General features: G+C 58.0%; 16 protein-coding genes. 3 read left to right on the forward strand and 13 right to left on the reverse strand.

Translation table 11 applies throughout. The features are described 5' to 3' along the window. Position 1: 1 nt before the first annotated feature. Genes DYI22_RS12140 through DYI22_RS12160 form a run of 5 tightly spaced genes read right to left on the reverse strand, consistent with a single transcriptional unit; the run spans position 2 to position 5,721 of the window. Positions 2–1,327 carry a hypothetical protein gene (locus tag DYI22_RS12140; RefSeq protein ID WP_213478341.1) on the reverse strand — a complete coding sequence of 442 codons (1,326 nt, stop codon included), beginning with the start codon at positions 1,325–1,327 and terminating at the stop codon, positions 2–4. After that, positions 1,296–2,912 (reverse strand): aldolase catalytic domain-containing protein, encoded by a 1,617-nt coding sequence (locus DYI22_RS12145; RefSeq protein ID WP_213478342.1) that lies wholly within the window; start codon positions 2,910–2,912, stop codon positions 1,296–1,298. The genes DYI22_RS12140 and DYI22_RS12145 overlap by 32 nt, the downstream gene beginning before the upstream one ends. A 26-nt stretch (positions 2,913–2,938) precedes the next feature. Beyond that, positions 2,939–3,625 carry a cytidylyltransferase domain-containing protein gene (locus tag DYI22_RS12150; RefSeq protein ID WP_213478343.1) on the reverse strand — a complete coding sequence of 229 codons (687 nt, stop codon included), beginning with the start codon at positions 3,623–3,625 and terminating at the stop codon, positions 2,939–2,941. A gap of 54 nt (positions 3,626–3,679) precedes the next feature. Continuing rightward, entirely contained in the window at positions 3,680–5,014 is a 1,335-nt protein-coding gene (locus DYI22_RS12155) for an O-antigen ligase family protein (RefSeq protein WP_213478344.1), read from the reverse strand. 5 nt (positions 5,015–5,019) lie between these two features. Next, complete coding sequence (locus DYI22_RS12160; RefSeq protein ID WP_228300994.1) at positions 5,020–5,721, reverse strand: 3-deoxy-D-manno-octulosonic acid kinase; 702 nt, start codon at positions 5,719–5,721, stop codon at positions 5,020–5,022. A 164-nt stretch (positions 5,722–5,885) separates the two neighbouring features. Here DYI22_RS12160 and DYI22_RS12165 point away from each other — a divergent pair, with 164 nt between their 5' ends. Continuing rightward, positions 5,886–6,950 (forward strand): glycosyltransferase family 9 protein, encoded by a 1,065-nt coding sequence (locus DYI22_RS12165; protein ID WP_213478424.1) that lies wholly within the window; start codon positions 5,886–5,888, stop codon positions 6,948–6,950. Positions 6,951–7,025: 75 nt separating this feature from the next. Here the strand turns inward: DYI22_RS12165 and DYI22_RS12170 are convergent, their stop codons facing one another. The 3 genes from DYI22_RS12170 to glnE form a co-directional block, all read right to left on the reverse strand. Further along, entirely contained in the window at positions 7,026–7,433 is a 408-nt protein-coding gene (locus DYI22_RS12170) for a DUF6165 family protein (RefSeq protein ID WP_213478347.1), read from the reverse strand. A gap of 85 nt (positions 7,434–7,518) precedes the next feature. After that, on the reverse strand, positions 7,519–8,445 hold the full coding sequence (locus DYI22_RS12175) for a branched-chain amino acid transaminase (protein ID WP_213478348.1): 927 nt from the start codon (positions 8,443–8,445) through the stop codon (positions 7,519–7,521). Positions 8,446–8,522: 77 nt separating this feature from the next. Further along, entirely contained in the window at positions 8,523–11,423 is a 2,901-nt protein-coding gene (gene glnE, locus DYI22_RS12180) for a bifunctional [glutamate--ammonia ligase]-adenylyl-L-tyrosine phosphorylase/[glutamate--ammonia-ligase] adenylyltransferase (RefSeq protein WP_213478349.1), read from the reverse strand. Positions 11,424–11,502: 79 nt separating this feature from the next. Here glnE and DYI22_RS12185 point away from each other — a divergent pair, with 79 nt between their 5' ends. Further along, positions 11,503–12,672: a potassium channel family protein gene (locus tag DYI22_RS12185; protein ID WP_213478351.1), complete on the forward strand. Its 1,170-nt coding sequence runs from the start codon at positions 11,503–11,505 to the stop codon at positions 12,670–12,672. On the opposite strand, the gene DYI22_RS12190 is transcribed toward DYI22_RS12185, so the two are convergent. From DYI22_RS12190 to typA, 5 genes are all read right to left on the reverse strand, one after another. Beyond that, a complete protein-coding gene (locus DYI22_RS12190; RefSeq protein ID WP_213478352.1) occupies positions 12,669–13,529 on the reverse strand; it encodes a CYTH domain-containing protein in 861 nt (286 codons plus the stop codon). The two genes, DYI22_RS12185 and DYI22_RS12190, sit on opposite strands and share 4 nt — an antisense overlap. A 237-nt stretch (positions 13,530–13,766) precedes the next feature. Then, positions 13,767–14,693 carry a porin gene (locus DYI22_RS12195; RefSeq protein WP_323132907.1) on the reverse strand — a complete coding sequence of 309 codons (927 nt, stop codon included), beginning with the start codon at positions 14,691–14,693 and terminating at the stop codon, positions 13,767–13,769. A 520-nt stretch (positions 14,694–15,213) separates the two neighbouring features. Then, the gene (gene dtd, locus DYI22_RS12200) at positions 15,214–15,669 is read right to left on the reverse strand and encodes a D-aminoacyl-tRNA deacylase (protein WP_213478354.1); all 456 of its coding nucleotides are present in this window, start codon (positions 15,667–15,669) and stop codon (positions 15,214–15,216) included. An 81-nt stretch (positions 15,670–15,750) separates the two neighbouring features. Next, positions 15,751–16,713: a prolyl aminopeptidase gene (gene pip, locus DYI22_RS12205; protein WP_213478355.1), complete on the reverse strand. Its 963-nt coding sequence runs from the start codon at positions 16,711–16,713 to the stop codon at positions 15,751–15,753. A gap of 101 nt (positions 16,714–16,814) precedes the next feature. Further along, a complete protein-coding gene (gene typA, locus DYI22_RS12210; protein ID WP_323132908.1) occupies positions 16,815–18,626 on the reverse strand; it encodes a translational GTPase TypA in 1,812 nt (603 codons plus the stop codon). Positions 18,627–19,096: 470 nt separating this feature from the next. Between typA and glnA the strand changes: the two genes are divergently transcribed. After that, a complete protein-coding gene (glnA, locus tag DYI22_RS12215; RefSeq protein ID WP_213478356.1) occupies positions 19,097–20,500 on the forward strand; it encodes a glutamate--ammonia ligase in 1,404 nt (467 codons plus the stop codon). The last annotated feature ends 163 nt before the right edge of the window (positions 20,501–20,663 follow it).

The raw sequence follows: 20,663 nt of genomic DNA on the forward strand, positions 1-20,663 counted from the left end.
TTTAAAAGAGCGCCTTATCCCTGGCTCCATGCGCTTGCTGGAGTTCATCAAGGTAACACTGGAGGCCCATTCCCATTACCTGATTAAAGCGATCGTCGCCGGAAATGCAGCCCTGGCTCCAGAGTCGCCGCATAATCTGATATTGCAGTACGGGGTCATGGGTTTTAATAAAAGAGCGAGTATAGTCGACCGGTTTTGCACCGGCCGGGGTATATCCTGCGAAACGACCGGACGACAACATCAGGTCGGTATTGAAAACACGGATACCGGCAGGATGAAAGCGCAGCAAATCAAGGATCGCGTTGGGACCGGCATTGAAGTGGGTGTCTGGCAGTAGCCACTGGATAGAGGCCAATTGCCTCAGGCCCGGATGTTCCGCCGGAAACAGAGAGCGCCCCTTACGGTTGTGGAATACCGCCCAGCGGATGGCGGCGAACACCGGGCCGTAGTCTGACTCTGCCAACTGATGAGCCTGGGTGTTGTTGTAGTAACTGATGTCCAGGCGCTCCCCCTGGGTTTCAGGGTCACGTCCTTTCTCGCCGCCTCTGTATCCGAATTTTGCAACGATATCGTGGTCATCAATCTCGGCACCCTGTGCCTTGTCGTTGGGCACCGGGCCGACCAGGGCCACACGCTGGCCACGAACGAACGCACCGAATTCGCAATCACGCTCCGCAAGAGGGCCACTGCCATCTTCGATATTTCCGCCGTTGCCACTCTGCAACAAGCGGAAGAACCAGCGAGCTTGCGCAAGGTCATGCCCGAAGCCCCCCAACCGCTCAAGCTTGCCAAGAAGGGCCTCCGCATCCTCGAAGTGCCCGTTTTCGAGCGCAGCATATAGTCCCCGAATGACGACGTCCGAACCCGCGGATTCAGTTGCCAGCGCGTCCGTGATCATTCGACAGAGGCCATGATCTCTGAGGATTCTGCCGGTTTGAAAAAAACCAACGCCGATACACAAGCGATAAAGGTCCAACCAGCATTGAGCGGGGAGCATTTCAGGGGCCATACCACGACCCAGCGTTTCCATTCTGTTTGCGTCAGCGAGATCCAGCTGCGGCTTTCGCAAGGCGCCCTGGCTCAAAAGTTCTCGCCAGAACAACACCAGGTCATGGGGGGCGCGACGGTATCCAATGCGACGCAGCGCACGGTCAAGCACCCCAACCTCTTTTTTCGAGTTCACGGGAGCCTGCTGTGCGGCAACAAACGCCTTTTTCAGGGTATTGAAACGCCACCACCGATCAAGGCGCTTCTTCTTGAGCAACGGATTCATCATTATTCCGGACGCAACCCTGTTAGCCCATGCCGTAAATGGATTGGGTTGCAAGTTCATACCTTGTGGGGGTTACGGAAACAAGCTCTCGCGCTTCCGGTGTTCGCTGATACAGATCCAGCAGTTCTTTCATTTCACGGTTCCGTGGATCATCAGCTCCGTAGCCATCAAAACCGGACATCAACACTCGGGAAGCCTGACCACTCGCTGTGATGGCCAACGCGTAGGCCACCACCAGAGACGTCGGCAGTGTGCACGATGCTTCCGCGAACCGGAAAACACCCGGCTCTACCGAGAGCCCGAAGTCGAGAACCTCTTTCCCCTGCAAAGCGAGTTTCACGTCCTCCGGCAGCATCGACCACGGGGTTATAAGTGGTTGCGGCAGCAAGGTGTGGGCGTGGCAGTCAGCTAACAGCCGAACCGGATGACATGCCACCCTGAGACTGATCAGTTCGGACGAAACAGCCGCTTGCGTATTGAGCGCTATAACAACGGGGTTGCGGCGACGAATGTAATTCTCCAACGCCCAGCGGTGCCGATACACCCCGGGGCCAGTGCCAAGCAACAGCACTTCTCTATCTCGGAGAAGCGAAGCCGGATTCCAGCAGCCGCTTTGCAGGTCGCCGTAAAAGTGCTTGGCGGCATCCAGCGTGTGGATACTGAACTTTTTACCGCCCTCCACCCGAAGATGCTCGATCGCCGCCAGAATATCTTCCTCATCATAGCGGGAATCACTCAGCATCTCTTGAATGTACGTAGGGTGGATGCCGTATTTGCCAGCAAGATAATAGAAGGGGTTGGTGCCCCAGCCGAACTGCTCCTGCATCGGCCGGAAGTCGCTTCTGACCACCCGCATCAGCGGCACGAGAGAAACCGGCTGCTGGCGCAACTGGGCAATTTCGATCGCCAGCTCTTCCGTTCGGGCATTTCCGGGTCCCCGCCCCATCCCGGTCACTGTCGAATCAACCCAGGTAACACCTTCTCCGAGAGCTGCCAGGGTGTTCTGTAACGCCATACGCAGATTGTCGTGGGTATGGATGCCCAGCTCGCCTTTCCAGTGGCGACGTAACCAGGAAATGATACGGGCCGTTTGCTCCGGTGCCATGCTGCCCATACTGTCGGCGAAATACAGCACATCAATCGGGTATGCCGACGCCTTCCTGGCGATGGCTTCAATTTCACTCTGGGCTCGATCCGCCACCTGCATCAGGTTAAAACCTACCCGATAGCCGCGGCTCCGCAGCCAAACACTGGCCTCAACAGCCTCTTCAAATTCATGGATATGGCAGGCAATGCGCACCACACTGACCGGCGATTCCTCAGCCCGGTTTGGAAACAGCTGGGTCAGGCGATCTTCCAGGGGGTGATCGCCGACCAGTTCAGAGGCGTTAACCATCACACCCAGCGCGAGGGATTCCGGGATGGGCAGGCTGGCGAGGTAAGCGTCCGTCGAGTAGGCGCACGGCCCCTTGAAACCCTTATTGTTCAGCGTCCGCAAACCCATCTCGACGACATCTACTCCGGCAGCCGCCATCGCTTCCAGATAGCGTGCAATCAGGTCTGCGTCGAAGTCCCAATCGTTATAATAACCACCGTCACGCAGGGTGCAGTCGAGGAAAGTTAATGTCTGGCTGTTCATAGAGTGAGTCATCCTGATACGCGGGATCAGACTTCCGAGATCCCGGCAGTGAGCATGGCATCCGCGATCAGGAAGTCCTCTTCCCAGTCAATATCGAACCCCTGAATCTTATCAACCACGTATTTGTAGGGGCGGTCGCCTATCCTGTCCCCTTTGCACCGATAGACATCTGCTGGCGCAAGAAACGCACCACTGTTGATTTCGTACAGGGGCTCCAGAGTCTGGGTTCGGGGCCACTTTTCAACGTTGCGATCGTAGTTGATCGGACGGGCATCGTCCCATAAGAAACCACGCAACTCATTGACTGTCATAAGCGAATCACACCCTTTGTCAATCTGCTCGAAATAGGTTTCGATGATTGAGTCATAAAGGGAGGCAGTCAGAAAAGGGGAGGTAACGTGGGTCCAGAGCAAATGCCCGTCTTCAACCTGTGAACCGGCATATTCAATCAGCTCATCTGTGCTGGTGCTACTGGATGCCAGAGCGTCTTCTCGCAACCGGATCTCCAGCTTGGGTGCGTCAAGTGTTCTGGCAAAATCGATGATTTCTTCATCATTGGTCGAGAGAGTGATTCGATCAATGCGACGGGCTGCGAGGAGCTGCTCAAGCTTGATTTGCAGTAATCCGAAGGGCCGGTCAGCAATCGGCCGGATATTCTTCCTGGGCACCCTTTCGCTGCCCTTGCGGCACGGCAAAAAACAGGTAACAGTCAAATCATCTCCCCCAGAGTTTCCCACGGATTGCTAATAGACCTACTGCGCTAGCCATCAAACCGGATTGGCAGCGCCGGCACTCTTCGATTCCTCACTCTTCAACACGGCCCAGATAAATACGACCATGAACACGAACATGGTAACGCCTATGTTTCGCTCAAGCATACTCTGGGTGAGGTTGACAACGGCGTGGAGCGTAACGAAGAACGCTCCCCCTAGCGCCAGCGCCCTGACCTCCGGAATGGTGGAGCGTGTCTTCTTCATGAACAAACCAATTGCGACGGCGAGCAGCAAGATATAGGCCGCAACTCCCACCACCCCGTACCGGGCCATGACCTCTACATACTGATTGTGAAGGTGGCGGAAGTTCCGGACGGCAGGATGTATCTGCCCTGAGCCGATAAGGTCGTCGATAACCGCTTCCGTCCCGCTCGGACCAGAGCCGATGAGCGGGTTTTCCTGAAACGCCGTCCAACCCGCTTTCCACATGTCCAGGCGGAGGCCAACAGACGTGCCGTTTCGACCTTCTTCGTAATAATCGAAGAACTCGCTGACAGCGACTGTTGCTCTTCGCTCAACGAGATCTACCTGGGCGGCGAAGACAAGCCCAAGACCGATCGACACTGCCATCAGCGCAAGCAACACTTTGCGCTGGATCAAAGGCTGCCAGAAAGCATACATGCCGATAAGGATAACAACGGGCACGGCGACCCAACCGCTCCGGGTTCCAGAAACCATGGAGGCATAAACGCCTCCGACAAAGCCGCACAGCAGCAGGGTTACCCAGAAACGTCGATGGGTTCGTTTTGCGGCCCATAGCAGTCCGGAGAACGCCAGCAGCGCAAGGGCCATTGCGCCGTTGCCATAGTGAATCGGATTGTCGTAAGCCGCGACACGCCCGACACCTTGAAACTCCCACTGATAGACGCCAAACGCCCCAGCCATGATGGCACCCGCTGCGGACAACAGGAAAAACCAACTGGCGCTGATGGAGTATTTCATGACAAACAGCATCACCAGAGAAGCTGCAACATAGCGGGTGGATAGGTCGAACTCCGATACATCCTCGCCGTGGACCAGCAGAATGAGCGCCTGACTGAGGAAAAACAGCCAGAGCACGCCCACCAGCGCCAGAGTTTCCCGATCAACACCGTCCAGCAGCTTTTTCCAGCGAAAGCTCATGAGCGCCAGCAAAAGCACGAGGGAGGGGCCGAATGCATACGCGTCCGGCACCAGGACATAGAAAAGCAGGTAGGAAGCCAGCGCGAGAAACGACAGCCAGGACAATACCCTGTCTCCAACATCCGCCGATGCCACCGTATCCGGATTTGCGATTGAGTTCTGAGTCAAAGGGGTACCGTCTGAGTTAAATAAAGGTTCGTATCGCATGACCATCACGCATTCCGATCGGTTATCCGGCTCTCGTATCCGGCTATCAGTGCCTGCCAGAGCCGTTCTAACCGGGCGGGCTGCAACGGGCGGACACGCTTCTCCACCGACCGGCGCAACCGGCTCAGATTGCGTTCTTTCCAGCGCGCACGCCGGTCGGCGTCAGGATGCAACCGACATCGGTCAAAGTCGATAAGGAATATCCGCTCCCCGGCCACCAGAATGTTGTCGCAGTTAAGGTCGACATGATCCAGCCCGGCGCAATGAAAGCGGGCGATAACCTGACCGACCCGGTGCCACAGCGCCTCGCTGCTCACTTCCGGATGCTCCGGCATGGGCAGCGCCCCTTCGATCCTTTCGATGAGGATGGCTGCCTCATAAGAGAACGCGCCGCGCTTCGCCACCAGCGCGGCGACAGGTCTGGGCACGGGTAATCCCTGGTCATGCAACTCCCGAAGGAGCCGGAACTCCGCGAATGACCGGGTTCTCTCCTCGCCGGTGAACAGGTACCGGCGCTCGGAAACCCGGGCAACCATACCGCCGCGACGATAGTGCCGGAGAACCAGCTGACCGCTGGGCGAATGCACGAACCACGCGCTCCCGCGACCTCCGGCGGACACCGGCTCCGCCTTTCCGCCCCAGTACGTCGGCGAAAACCACTGCTCGTTTACGTCTTCGCAACCGGGTGCGCGGAGCACTGACACCATGACCATGGATACCGAAGTTTGCCCTGCCAAGGCTCGCAAGACGTTGGCCGGGGAGTACGTTAGAATGGCGCACAGTTTACCAACGACACCCCTCCGGCACTACAGCCGCCGGTTAAAGAATCGAAACGGACCGTAACTTGGGCACGCAACCACATACCGCCAGCATCCAATCCATCTGCATTCTGCGCCTGTCCGCCATCGGCGACGTCACTCACGTCATCCCGGTGGTCCTGAGTCTGCAGCAGCAACTACCCGGCGTCCGGATCACCTGGGTTATCGGCAAGATCGAGGCAAAGTTGATTGGCGACCTGCCCGGAGTGGAGTTCATAATCTTCGACAAGAAGGCCGGCCGCCGCGGCTACGCGGAACTTCGCCAGACACTGCGCGGGCGGAATTTCGATGCGCTGCTGCATATGCAGGTGGCCTTCCGCGCCAACCTTGCGGCCGCCATGATTCCCGCCAGGCTGAAGGTGGGCTACGACAAGGCCCGCAGCAAGGATCTTCACAGCCTGTTCATCAACACCCGCATTGCGCCGGCACCGAAACAGCACGTTCGTGACTGTCTGGCGAGCTTCCTGGAACCACTGGGGCTGCAGCCTGCCCCCCCGCGCTGGACCATCCCCTTGTCCGAAAGCGACCACGAATTTGCGAGAACGCACCTGGCCGAGGATCGCCGCAACCTGGTGATCAGCCCCTGTGCCAGCCACACGTTGCGCAACTGGCCGGCCGAACGCTATGCGCGGCTGGCTGACCACGCCATTACGACGCATGGTATGAGGGTCATTCTGGTCGGCAGCCCGGCACCGTTTGAAGCGGAATACTGCGCGGCCATCGAAAATGCCATGAAAGAGAAAGCCCACAATATTTGCGGCAAGGACACCCTGAAACAGCTGACGGCACTGCTCAGCCACGCTGACCTTGCGGTCGCGCCCGACACTGGCCCGGCGCACATCGCCAGCGCCGTGGGTACGGACGTGCTGGGCATATTTGCGGCCAGCAATCCGCATCGCTCGGGCCCCTACAATTCGCTTGGCTGGTGCGTGAACCGCTACCCGGAAGCACTGGCGAAGTTCACCGGCAAGTCGGTGGACGAGGCACGCTGGGGTGCCAAGGCGGAATTCGAGGGGGCAATGGAACTGGTGACGGTGGAGGATGCCACTGCGATGCTGGATGAGTGGGTTGAGGCTCAACGGGTGACTGAAACAACAACGGCGCCGGATCTGGTCTGATCCGGCGCCGTTGTTGCAGGTCAGGTTAGTGCAGCGTCATCCGACCTGCGCGCCCAGACCTGTGAGCCAGCCCATTTACTTGCGGGCTGTGTAGTCCTGGTAAGACTTCTCTTCCACGAAGCGAGAGCCCAGCGCAAGATTGACGTCTTTCTTGATGGCGGCGCGCTTGTCGTTGGTGACGTAGACAGCCCGGGCCAGTTCAATGAACTTCGGGCCAAAATCCTGCGCCGCCTCCTGGTCGCGGATGTCGTCCTCGATCACCCAAAGCTCCTCGTTCACCGCTTTGAGCTGCTTGCGCAGATCAGCAATTTCGGCAGCCTTGTCTTTGACAGCCTCGTCCCAGGTGGCGCTCAGTTCATCGAGCTCAAGCCGGACGTTCTTCAGCTTGGCTTCATCTTTGATGCGCTCGGATTTGATTTCGAGAATGGTGATCTTGTCCAGCACTTCGCCAAACGATACCGGTACTTTGATGACGTCTGCCATTTGCGCGTCCTTCAGAAATAAACGTGTGAAAACAACAAAGCCGCCGGGGTGATAGAGTCCGCGGCGGCTTGCGAACGATGCGGGATCAGCCTTTTACGTGAGTCAGCCAGGCACTGTGTTCGGCTGACTTGCCCTTCACGGCATCGAAGTACATCCCCTGCAGCTTTTCAGTCACCGGGCCACGCTTGCCCTCGCCAATGACGCGGCCGTCCAGCTCACGGATGGGCAGCACCTCGGCAGCGGTGCCGGTGAAGAAGGCTTCATCGGCAATATACACTTCGTCACGGGTGATGCGGCGCTCTTTCACCGGAATATCCAGCTCGCGGGCGAATTCAAGAATGGTGGCGCGGGTGATACCTTCCAGGCAGGAAGTCAGCTCAGGCGTGTGCAGTACGCCATCACGCATGATGAAGATGTTCTCACCGGAACCTTCGGCCACGTAACCTTCGTTGTCCAGCAGCAGGGCTTCCTCACAACCGCTGGCGATGGCTTCGTTCAGGGCCAGCATGGAATTGATGTAGTTGCCGTTGGCCTTCGCCTTGCACATGGTGATGTTGACGTGGTGACGGGTGTAAGAAGAGGTACGCACCTTGATGCCCATCTCCTTCGCCTCCGGCGACATGTAGGACGGCCAGCTCCAGGCCGCCACCATCACATGGACCTGCAGGTTATCGGCGCGCAGACCCATGCCCTCTGAACCCAGAAACACCATCGGGCGCAGGTAGGCTTCGTCGAGGTTGTTTTCCCGAACCGCCGCACACTGGGCCTCGTTCAGCTGTTCCTTGGTGAACGGCATTTTCATGTTCAGGATATGGGCAGAACGGAACAAACGGTCGGTGTGTTCCTTCAGGCGAAAGATCGCCGGGCCATTGGCGGTGTTGTACGCACGTACGCCTTCAAAACAACCCAGTCCATAATGCAGGGTGTGGGTCAGCACGTGGGTTTTGGCTTCCCGCCAGGGAACCATTTCACCATCCAGCCAGATCAGGCCATCGCGATCAGCCATTGACATTGTTTCTGCTCCATACAAGCTTTTTCAGGGAACCGGCATTCTAGCAGGAATTTTTGGCGGAGCGTAAATGTCGCTGGCTACGTCAGCATCACCTTCTCCCACATGCTGCGGATGTACGTCCGCTCTTCCGAAAAGGCATCGCCCTCGACCTGGCTGTTGAGGTTTTGCAAGGCCCGCCGGTGAATGGTGGAACGCAGGGTGATGTAGACTTCCCTCAGCTTTTCCGCATCCGCCACGGCAATCACACCGGCACGCCCCAGCTCTTCCAGTTGGCGGATGTTGTCTGACCACTGGGTGAGTTCCGGGTGCTGACAGCTGTTCGCCAGCATCAGGAACTGCACCATGAATTCAATGTCGATGATGCCGCCGTGATCGTGCTTGATGTGGAACGTGGCCTGCTGGCCGGACTCCGGCGTTCCCAGGCTGGATCGCATTTTCTCCCGCATGCTGACCACCTCCTGGCGCAACGCGTCCCGATCCCGGGTCTGGCATAACAGGTCATGACGCAGGGATTCAAAGGCCGCCAGGGTATCACCGCACCCGGCCACGCCCCGGGCCCGCGCAAGTGCCTGATGCTCCCAGGTCCAGGCATCGTTGCGCTGGTATTTTTCGAAGGCCTGCAGAGTGCTGACCAGCAGCCCGGAATTGCCCGAGGGCCGAAGCCGCATATCCACTTCGTAGAGCTGACCAGAGGGTGTCTGGGTGCTGAGAATGTGTACGATGCGCTGACCGAGCCGTGTGTAGAACACCGCATTATCGATGGGCTTGTCGCCATCGGTGGCCTGCTCGGGATCGGCGTTGTGGACAAACACCAGATCAAGATCCGAGGTGTAGCCCAGCTCAATGCCCCCGAGTTTGCCATATCCGATGATGGCGAAGTCGGTGTCGCAGGCAGAGCCGTCAGCCCGCCGCGGGTAGCCATGACGGCTGACCAGATTGGCAAAGGCAACGTCGACCACATGATCGAGTACCACTTCGGCAATCCAGGTCAGGTAATCGCTCACCTTCATCAACGGCAACGTGCCCTTGAGCTCCGACGCGGCGACCCGCAGGATATGGGCCTTCTTGAAGTGCCGCAGCGACTCCATCTGCTCCTCCAGATCCTCGAACGGAATGCGCAGCATCTGCTGACGCAGATCGTCCTGCAGCTCCTCTTTGGCAGGCGGGTGATACAGGCTTTCCGCATTCAGCAACTCGTCCAGCAGCAAAGGGGTGTCCGCCAGCTGCCTGGCGATCCACGGGCTTTCGCTGCACAGTTTGACCAGTTGGGTTCGTGCGCCGGGGTTCTCCAGCAGCAAAACCATGTAGGCGGTTCGCCGGAGGATGGCTTCGACCAGCTGCAACACCCGCCCCAGCGTCTCGGAAGGGGCATCCACCTGAGTCAGCGCCTGCAGCAGAACCGGCATGAACTGGTTGAGGCGTTTACGGCCCTGGGTCTGCATGACCTGAACCGTGCGGCTGTCGCGTAGATCGTGCAGCAACGCCAGACTGGATTCAGCCGCCTCGTAACCATGATCCGCCAGCCATTGGCCCGCCGCGGTGTCGTCCATTTCCGCCAGCCAGAGCTCGTGCCAGCCCTCTTCCAGCGCTGCAGAATCGTGCTCCTCTTCTTCGGTCGCGATGATATCGGAGAAATGCTGGGCCACCCGTTCGCGGTGGGCGTCCAGTTCCTGCAGACAATCAGCCCAGCTGTCATAGCCCATGATCAGGGCAACGCGCGCCTGGCTCAGTTCGTCTTCGGGCAACAGCTGGGTCTGCTTGTCTTCCATGCCCTGCAACGCGTGTTCGAGATTGCGCAGAAACACATAGGCCGCCCGCAACTCCTTCACCACCGGTGACGGCAACAACTCCAGTTCTTCGAGCTCCTTCAATACGTTCAACAGCTCGCGCTGCTGTAACTCCCGGTCCCGGCCACCCCGGATAAGCTGGAACGCCTGCACCACGAACTCAATCTCGCGAATGCCGCCACTGCCCAGTTTGATGTTGTTTTCCAGGCCTTTGCGGCGGACCTCACGACTGATCATCGCCTTCATGCTGCGCAGCGACTCAAAGGCGCTGAAATCCACGTACTTGCGGTAAACAAAGGGACGCAGGCTGTCCATCAGCGCGCGCCCGGCTTTTTCATCGCCGGCCACCACGCGTGCTTTAACCATAGCGTAGCGTTCCCAGTCCCGCCCCTGATCCTGGTAGTAGGTTTCCAGCGCGGCGAAACTGAGGGCCAGCGCGCCACTCTGCCCGTAGGGCCGCAGTCGCATATCCACGCGGAATACGAATCCGTCGGCGGTGATCTGATCCAGCGCCTGAATCAGCCTCTGCCCCAGCCGGATGAAAAACTGCTGGTTATCGAGGGAACGGCGACCGCCGCGGGTTTCGCCCTTGCCCGGAAACGCAAAAATAAGATCGATGTCGGACGACACGTTCAACTCGCGGCCGCCCAGCTTGCCCATCCCCAGAACCACCATCGATTGCGGGCCTTCCTCGCCGGTGACCGGGTCTTTACCCCAGGGCGTGCCCGCCTGCTCGCAGGCATCCCGGTACAGCCAGTCCAGCGCACCCTGGATGCAGGTGTCCGCAAAGGCGCTGGTGGCGGCAACGGTCTCGTGCATGTCGGCCCATCGCATCAGGTCACGCCAGATAATGCGGAACTGGCTCTCGCGACGGAACTGCCGCAACGCTTTGTGCAGGGACGGCTCATCCTCAACCGCCTCCAGATGCTCCTGCCAGCGCTGCCGTAGATACGCATCGGTGGTCGGCTCGCGCAATGAGAGGGAGGTGACCAGCGCCTCCACCTGATCGGGATGACGCTCAAGGGTCTGTTTGAGGAACACGCTGCGGGCCATGGCGCCGGCCACATCGGCTTCGGCGAGGCCTGCCGTGGCCGTCATCCAGGGGTGTGCCTCACCGGAAAACACCGATGCCCAACCGGCCGCCACGTCGTCGGCAAGCATCTTGGGTAGACCACTCCACGGCTCTGACATAATGCAAACCCCTGTATCTCTGTTATATTTCCCGTACTGTATAACGAACCGCCACCCGACTGAACCGCCCAGGCCCTGAATGCTGCGAAACCGCCGACCACTCAACCCGGAACACCAGCTTACGCATCTTCCGATGTCCGGCATCATTCGGTCACGAATCAAGCGGCTGTTTGCCATACTCGGCGGCCTGCTGGCATTCCAGGCGCTGCTGCTGTGGTGGGTAGAGGATCTTACCCTGTTCGAATCGGTATGGCTGACCATGACCACTCTGGTTACGGTGGGCTACGGGGATTTCGCGCCGCAAACCCCGGTCGGGCGGATCAGTACCATTGCCATCATGTTCGTCAGCGCCATTACCCTGATGACACTGATAGTCAGTGACTTTATTGAATACCGGTTTTACCGCCGGGAACGTATCGTAACCGGACGATGGGTATACAAAATGAAAGACCATATCGTAATCATCAACACCCCCCAGAACGGCGGTGAACAGTATTTCATGCGGTTTGCCTCTCAGGTACGCGCCGTACCCGGATACGAAACCATTCCCATCATCCTGCTGACCCGACAGTTTCCCACCGGCCTTCCGCCGGAACTGTCCGATGTGGGCATGCTGCATTTTCACGGCTCCGGCAGCGATCCCGACGCCTTGAAAGCCGTCCATGCCGGCAGCGCAAAGCATATTGTGGTACTGGCCTCCGACGAATCCGACCCGATCTCCGACAGCCTGACGTTTGATATTGCCCACCGGCTGACCGAAGCCAACCTGGGCCACCGCACAACCGCGGAGTGCGTCAGCGACGGGAACCGCAACCGCTTCAAGACCGCCGGCGTGCGGACAATTATCCGCCCCGTACGCACCTACCCTGAGATCATGGTTCGCGCGGTGGTGGCACCCGGTTCGGAAAAGGTTCTGGAAGACATGTTCAACTACCAGGACGACCACCCCCATCGCTACGACCTGAAGCTGGATGACCTGAACTGGGCCGACATCGTCAGCGCCCTGATCCGCCACGGGATCGGAACGGCACTGGCTTACATCGACAACGATGACGAGGTGGTTTGTCACCCCCCTACCGACGAGGAGATCGAGGGCAAGGGGCTGATTGTGCTGGTCAAATCCCACGACACGCCGGCCGTACAGGTAGTCGAGGAAGCCCTTGAGCGCTATCGCGCCTTCCTCGAGCGGTGGCACGCCTCCCAGGCCGAGGCCGATGCCAGGGCGAATTCCGACAAAGCCTCGAACTAGGCCATCGCCAACGCCAGTTGCAGCTGGCCCAGTTCCGGGCGCTCCGCCAGATCGGTGACCGACTCGTGCGCGGCGACTTCCCCGGCAAATTGCGCGTACTGCTCCGCCGCGCCCTGGTCCCGGGCGCATCGCTCAATCGCCTTGAGGCTATCCTGATCCACCGCCAGCGGCTTTCCCTTCAGCCAGGCGACGCTCAATGCCTGCAGGAAAGCGGAAACGGATAAATCCGGATCGCCGCCCGTCAACGGAGACTCGGGCTCGTGCAGGCCGGCAAGGAAGTAGCCCTGCTCCGCCTTGCTGATCAGGTTCAGAAACACCGGCACGTTATCGGCCAGCGCGCGGGCCCAGGCGACCAGCCGCGAGGCGTCCCCGGTTTTGAGCTCAAACTCCACCTCATTCAGCGGTCGCCGCGAATCACCCGCCAGAATGTGACCGGCATCGATGGCCACCTCAATGACCGTGTCGCCCTCTTCGATCATCACCACCTGGCGTTCAAAATTGGTTTCGAACACCGGTTTCAGTTCCGCCAGATTGACGCCCTGGCCCAACGGCGTGTCGGCCAGCAGCCCGAGATTCAGCTCCGTGCTGAGAAGGGGCCACTCCCATTCCTGGCGACGATGAGCGCCAGCCACGAAGTCTCCCTGGGTTTTCAGGGTCTGAATGAATTGGCTGCCCGCCTGGCGAACCCGCAGCGCCACCCGCTGACGGTTCAGGTCCCCACGCGGGGTATCGTAATACCGGTTGACCAGGGTTTTGCTCGACCCCTCGGTCGCCCCCGGTCGGGACAGCAACCATTTCAGCGCTGATTGTTGACTGACCGGAGTCAGACTGAGTTTTATTTCAAGCTCTTCAGCCACGTCACCACTCCCTCTGATACGTATGAGCAGAATACATAAAAAAACCGGCGACCCGAAGGTCGCCGGTTTTCCGGTTTACGTTCTGATTAGCTGATTAGCGGATCAGAAGTAGTAAACAGCACCAACAGAGGCGATGGAGCGCTCGTCAGATACGCCGGTTGCCTCACCTACACTATCAACCGCACCGTTCTCATCGTAGAGGTATACTTCATCGCCGCCACCCAGGTAGCCTTCGAACTAGACGTACATGTGATCAGACACGTTGTGCAGAGCCTGCAGTGTAATGGTGTCAGCATCACGACCTGCAGCCGGGCTAGAAGCATCATCGTCAAACTGGGTCAGTTCGTAGGACAAAGCGAACTGATTTTTACCCATGGTGTAAATACCCATAATACCGAAGGTATCAGACTCGTCTTTGCGAGTGTGGAATTCACCGGTCAGGCGCAGGTTGTCAGCGTTGAAGCTGGCACGCAGGCCGTAGGTGTTTTCGTTGTTGCCGTCGCTGGTATCGTTGGAGTCCATGGCCACAGCCAGTTCCAGAGCGTCAACTTCGTACACGGCGGCCAGCTGGTAAGGATAGGACTTCTCGTCGCCATCTTTGGTGTCGTCGCCACCATCAAAGCCATCACCGTTGACCTGTACCGCACCCCAGATGGTCAGACCGCCAAAAGACGGTGACATGTACTGGATCAGGTCGCCTTCACCAGTCGTGTAATCAACGCTTTGACTCAGGGTCGCAACTTCATAAAATTCAGAGATTTCGGTAACGGCGCGCTCATAAGTGGAGTCATCGGAACCAACCCAAATCTGGCCGAAGCTGTTGCCCTTGACACCGATATAGGCTTCGTCGATGTTGGCGCCTGACGAATCTTTCTCGTCAGCCCCAAAACCATCCAGCTCAATCTTGAAGAAACCAGTCACACCTGAAGCGATCATGTGATCGTGGGTAACACCCAGAGTAGAACCATTGTCAAAGTGCTCGACACCAGAAGGGCCGCCGTCATAGCTGTCGTGAGCAAGTGCGTACTGGATGTTACCGTAAACAGTCGGCATGGAATCCATCTTCGCTGCCAGCTCGGAAGCGGTCAGAGTCGGATCCTGGGCCAGCGCTGCGCCAGAGAAAGTTGCTGCAGCAACAGAAAATGCGATGAGCGTTTTTTTCATGTTGCGTCTTCCTTTATTGAGTTAACTCAGGTTTTAGCGACGGGTTCTATCCCCGTTCTTTAGACTTCTTACCAGTCAGGCTGGTCAGAGCCTTATTCTATGTCGCCACCATGTCAGTTTTATGACATGGAAGTAACTATTATTTGATTTTTTTCATCCGGCCCAAAATGTAACTTTGCAGCTCAACAACTTACAATAAAAAGTTAAAGCGCTGGATGATGAGCCTGTTGTAATATACCTTTCTGCGTTTTGCAAATTTTTAACGTTACTTTTTTTGCTCTGCTTTCAGCTCTTTTTGGTGCGATTCGCTGCACCTGATCCTTCAGGCAACCCGTGAAGCTTTCCGGTTTTTCATGTTCAAATCCGGGGCCATGATCCATTAACCTTCGAATTATCAAAAGGTTAAGATAAAAAACCTCTCTTCACCCTGCCCACCACCGTCAGATCCTGCCGCTGGGCCGCACCAATCAGGATCACCCATGACGCTCGCGCGCAATTATGGTGCGACAATGTTTCAATTTCAGGAACTGTCTCCCACCTGCAACATAAAAGTCACCGGCCCGTCGTTTATCAGGGAAACTTTCATATCAGCCCCGAACCGACCTCGACCCACCCGCTCACGAGGCAGCAGGCTCTCGGCGCTGCCCAGAAATTCCTGGAACAGCCTTTCGGCCACCGCGGGGGCCGCCGCCGTTGAGAAGCCGGGGCGTGTGCCGGAGCCGGTATCAGCGGCAAGGGTAAACTGGGGAACCACAAGGAGAGCGCCGTCGATGTCCAGCAGGCTTCGATTCATCCGACCCTGGTCATCGGCAAAAACACGGTAACCAACCACTTTCTTTGCCAGCGCCCGAGCCTCTTTCGAACCGTCATTGGGCTCTACCCCTAACAGCAGCAAAAGCCCCGTGGGTATCTCGGCAATAACCTGCTCATCGACGGAAACGCTGGCGGTGGAGACGCGCTGGATAAGCCCTTTCATCGAACTCCTGCGGAAGGACCATTAAGAATTTGCAAGAGTGTATCCATGGGGTTACACAGTGGCAACCCCGGGAGAGGTCAATCAGGCCAAAGTGCCTTTTACTTCCGAAGCCACCTCATCCACACCACGGATCAGGGCATCGACAATGGCAGGTTCCGACGCCGAGTGACCGGCGTCGCGGATTATTCTCAGCTCGGCCCTTGGCCAGACCGAGGTCAGAGCCAGTGCGTTATCCAGCGGGCACACCATATCGTAGCGCCCATGGATAATGACACCGGGGATATCCGCCAGCTTTCCGGCATCGCGTACAATCTGGTCCGGCTCAAGGAAGGCCTGATTCATGAAGTAGTGACATTCGATGCGGGCCAAGGCGATGGCAACATGGGGATGCCCGAAATGCTCGACCACCCGCGGGTTGGGATGGAGCGTGGCACAACGACCTTCCCAGATGGACCAGGCTTTCGCCGCCTGGATCTGCTCCAGCTCATTGGTGCTGGTCAGGCGCTTATAGTAGGCGGAGACCAGGTCGGCCCTTTCCCCCTGGGGAATCGGCGCGAGAAAATCTTCCCAGTAGTCAGGAAAGATCCGGCTAGCTCCCTCCTGATAGAACCAGTGAATGTCTTTCGGGCGGCACAGGAAGATGCCACGGAGCACCAGCCCGAGTACCCGTTCAGGGTGGGTCTGGGCATATACCAGGCTGAGGGTTGACCCCCAGCTGCCGCCGAACAGCAGCCAACGCTCGATACCCAGAAAAGTACGAACCGTTTCCATGTCCGCCACCAGACGATCGGTGCGATTGCCCTCCAATTCCGCCAGCGGAGTGGAGCGCCCGGCCCCCCGCTGATCCATCAAAATGATGCGGTAACGCTCGGCATCGAAAAAACGACGATGATATTCCTCGCATCCACCACCGGGACCACCGTGTACTACAAGCACCGGCATGCCGTCGGGATTACCGCTTTCCTCTATGTACAGCTCATGGGGCGGATCGACAGCGATCCGGTGCTGGGCGTTGGGGCGGATCTCGGGGTAGAGGGTGAGCATGGAGGGCTCCGGATAAAAAGGTATAACCGGAGTGTAGCTGAAGTGAACGAAAAAGGGGCGGGCCATCACTGGCCCGCCCCTCTTCAATCAACGCATGCGGCTCACTTCTTGTTCGCGCGCTTGCGTTCGTTCTCTGTCAGCAGCTTCTTGCGCAGACGCACCGACTTGGGTGTTACTTCCACCAGCTCATCATCGTCGATGAACTCCAGAGCCTGCTCAAGCGTGAACTTGATCGGCGGCACCAGGCCGATGACCTCATCCTTGCCAGAGGCGCGCATGTTATCCAGCTTTTTACCCTTGGTCGGGTTAACCACCAGGTCGTTCTCACGGCTGTGGATACCACACAGCTGGCCTTCGTAGATTTCCTGGCCCGGGTCGAGGAACAGCTTGCCACGGCTCTGCAGGGTTTCCAGCGAGTAGGTCAGTGCCGTACCGGTGGCCATGGACACCAGCACCCCGTTCTGACGACTGGTCATGTCGCCGCCCTTGATCGGACCGTAATGGCTGAACGTGGACGTCAGGATGCCGGAACCGGAGGTCAGTGTCAGGAACGAGTTGCGGAAACCGATCAGCCCACGGGCCGGAATGGTGTACTCCAGACGCATGCGGCCCTTGCCATCCGGGATCATGTTGGTCAGATCGCCTTTACGCAGACCCATCTGCTCCATCAGGGCGCCCTGGTGCTGCTCCTCGATGTCGATGATCACGTTCTCGTAAGGCTCCTGCTTGACGCCGTCAACTTCACGAATCACCACTTCCGGGCGGCCCACGGCCAGCTCGAAATTCTCCCGGCGCATGTTTTCAATCAGGACGGAGAGGTGCAGCTCACCGCGGCCAGACACCTTGAACTTGTCTGCCGAGTCGCCTTCTTCCACCCGCAGTGCCACGTTGTGCAACAGCTCTTTTTCAAGGCGCTCCTTGATGTTGCGGCTGGTGACGAACTTGCCTTCTTTACCACAGAACGGCGAGTCGTTGACCTGGAAGGTCATGGAAACGGTTGGCTCGTCGACCGTCAGCGGCGGCAGGGCCTCAACGCTGCTCTGGTCGCACAGGGTGTCGGAGATATACAGCTCGTCGAGGCCGCTCACGCAAACGATGTCGCCTGCCTGTGCCTCGTCCACTTCCACCCGCTGCAAACCGGAGTGGCCCATGATCTTGAGGATACGGCCCTGACGCTTCTTGCCGTCGGCGCCGATCGCCGTTACCGGCGAGTTGGTCTTGATCTTGCCGCGCATGATCCGGCCAATACCGATAACACCCAGGAAGCTATTGTAGTCCAGCTGGGAGATCTGCATCTGGAACGGACCGTCCAGATTGACGGCGGGCGCCGGCACGTGATCAACGATGGCCTGGAATACGGCGTCCATGTTGTCGTCGAGTTTTTCGTGGTCCATCCCGGCAATGCCGTTCAGAGCGCTGGCGTAAACGATGGGGAAGTCCAGCTGTTCATCGGTGGCGCCCAGGTTGTCGAACAGGTCGAATACCTGGTCCACTACCCAGTCGGGGCGGGCGCCGGGGCGATCAATCTTGTTGACCACCACGATCGGGTGCAGGCCCGCATCAAAGGCTTTCTGGGTCACGAAGCGGGTTTGCGGCATCGGGCCGTCAATGGAATCGACCACCAGCAACACGCAATCCACCATGCTCATCACCCGCTCAACTTCGCCACCGAAGTCGGCGTGGCCCGGGGTATCCACGATGTTGATGTTGTAGCCATTCCATTTCAGCGCGGTGTTCTTTGCCAGAATGGTGATGCCACGCTCTTTTTCCTGGTCGTTGGAATCCATGACCCGCTCGTTCTCGAGCTCCTTGCGGTCCAGCGTGCCGGACTGACGAAGCAACTGGTCAACGAGAGTGGTTTTGCCATGGTCGACGTGGGCGATGATGGCGACATTACGAAGTTTTTCAATCACAAAAATAATCCTGCGGCGTTTGCGGAGCTTCCCTGCAAGGTATTTCCCGATTTTGCATCCGAAAAGCAGCAGGGTATAAATGAAGCGGCGCGCAGTATATCGAAAAGTCCGTGTCGTTAATATGAAGATAAACGCCTATTTGCTGAACACCCCTTATGCACACTTTTAGAGCGCATAACCGCAAAATGCACCATTTTGATGCACCAACAAGGTGCGTAACGCCCGGCCCGGTTCTCAGGTACGCGCCAAAAATGCCCGATCTCCTTGCAGTTGCGCCGTTCTGGCGCACCCTCATCGAATTGGCAAGGCAATTGCTTTAGTCCAGTCAGCCGATTTTGCAGGTAAGACGCCGCGGCTTTTGATAAGCTGCCCCGACCTCAAAACAGATCGGAAGTCAGCCCCGCCTGACCGATCCGGCATAACGAACATGAAATCACCCGCGCAGCGGGTAACACGATGGAGCATGCACAATGTCCAAGACAGTTGATTTGATCAAAGAACACGAAGTGAAATGGATTGACCTGCGTTTCACCGACAGCCGCGGTAAAGAGCAGCACGTAACACTGCCGGCTACCGAAGTGGACGACGACTTCTTCACCGACGGCAAGATGTTCGATGGCTCCTCGATCTCTGGCTGGAAGGGCATCAACGAATCCGACATGATCCTGATGCCGGACGACAGCAGCTCCGTGCTGGATCCGTTCACCGAAGAAACCACACTGAACATTACCTGCGACATCGTTGAGCCCTCTACCATGCAGGGCTACGAGCGCGACCCGCGCTCTGTTGCACGTCGCGCAGAAGAGTACCTGAAGTCCACCGGCATTGCTGACGGCGCGCTGTTCGGCCCGGAGCCCGAGTTTTTTATCTTTGACTCCGTCAAGTGGAAGACCGACATGCAGGGCTCCATGTACGAGCTCTACTCCGAAGAAGCCGCCTGGGTTTCCGGCGAAGACTTCGACCGCAACAACATCGGTCACCGCCCGGGCGTGAAAGGCGGCTACTTCCCGGTTCCGCCGGTCGACAGCCTGCATGACCTGCGTGGCGCCATGTGTGCTGCCATGGAATCCATGGGCCTGGACATCGAAGTTCACCACCACGAAGTGGGCACCGCTGGCCAGTGCGAAATCGGCGTTGGCCCGGCCAACCTGACCAAGAAAGCCGACGAAGTACAGATCCTCAAGTACTGCGTACACAACGTGGCCCATGCCTATGGCAAAACGGCCACCTTCATGCCCAAGCCAGTTGTCGGTGACAACGGTTCCGGTATGCACGTACACATGTCCCTGAGCAAAGACGGCAAGAACCTGTTCGCAGGTGACAGCTATGCAGGCCTGAGCGAAGCTGCTCTGTACTACATCGGCGGTGTGATCAAGCACGCCAAGGCCATCAACGCCTTCACCAACCCGGCCACTAACAGCTACAAGCGCCTGGTACCTGGTTTTGAAGCACCGGTCATGCTGGCTTACTCCGCCCGTAACCGTTCGGCCTCTATCCGTATTCCGTACGTGAACAGCCCGAAAGCACGTCGTATCGAAGTTCGCTTCCCTGACCCGGCGGCCAACCCGTACCTGGCATTCGCGGCCCTGATGATGGCCGGCCTCGACGGCATCCAGAACAAGATCCACCCTGGCGATGCCATGGATAAGGATCTGTACGACCTGCCGAAGGAAGAAGCACTGAACATTCCGAAGGTTGCAGAAACCCTCGCCGAGGCACTGGACTGCCTGGAAGCCGATCACGAGTTCCTGACCCGTGGCGGCGTGTTCACCGAAGACATGATCGCCGGCTACATCGACCTGAAGCGTGGTGAAGTTGAGCGTATCAACATGACCACTCACCCGGTCGAGTTCGAACTGTACTACTCCTGCTAATAGCCCCGGCTATCGACAGGCATGACATGATCTGGTGATCGTGACGAAAAACCCCGCTGCGGCGGGGTTTTTTTGTGCGCTGCGACACACGCCCTGTTGCCCTTAACGATATGTAACTCTTTGATCCCCCAACAGCGTTGAAAACCCCCAGCCTGCCATTGAT

The organism is Marinobacter lipolyticus (assembly GCF_018424605.1).
GTDB lineage: Bacteria > Pseudomonadota > Gammaproteobacteria > Pseudomonadales > Oleiphilaceae > Marinobacter > Marinobacter lipolyticus_B.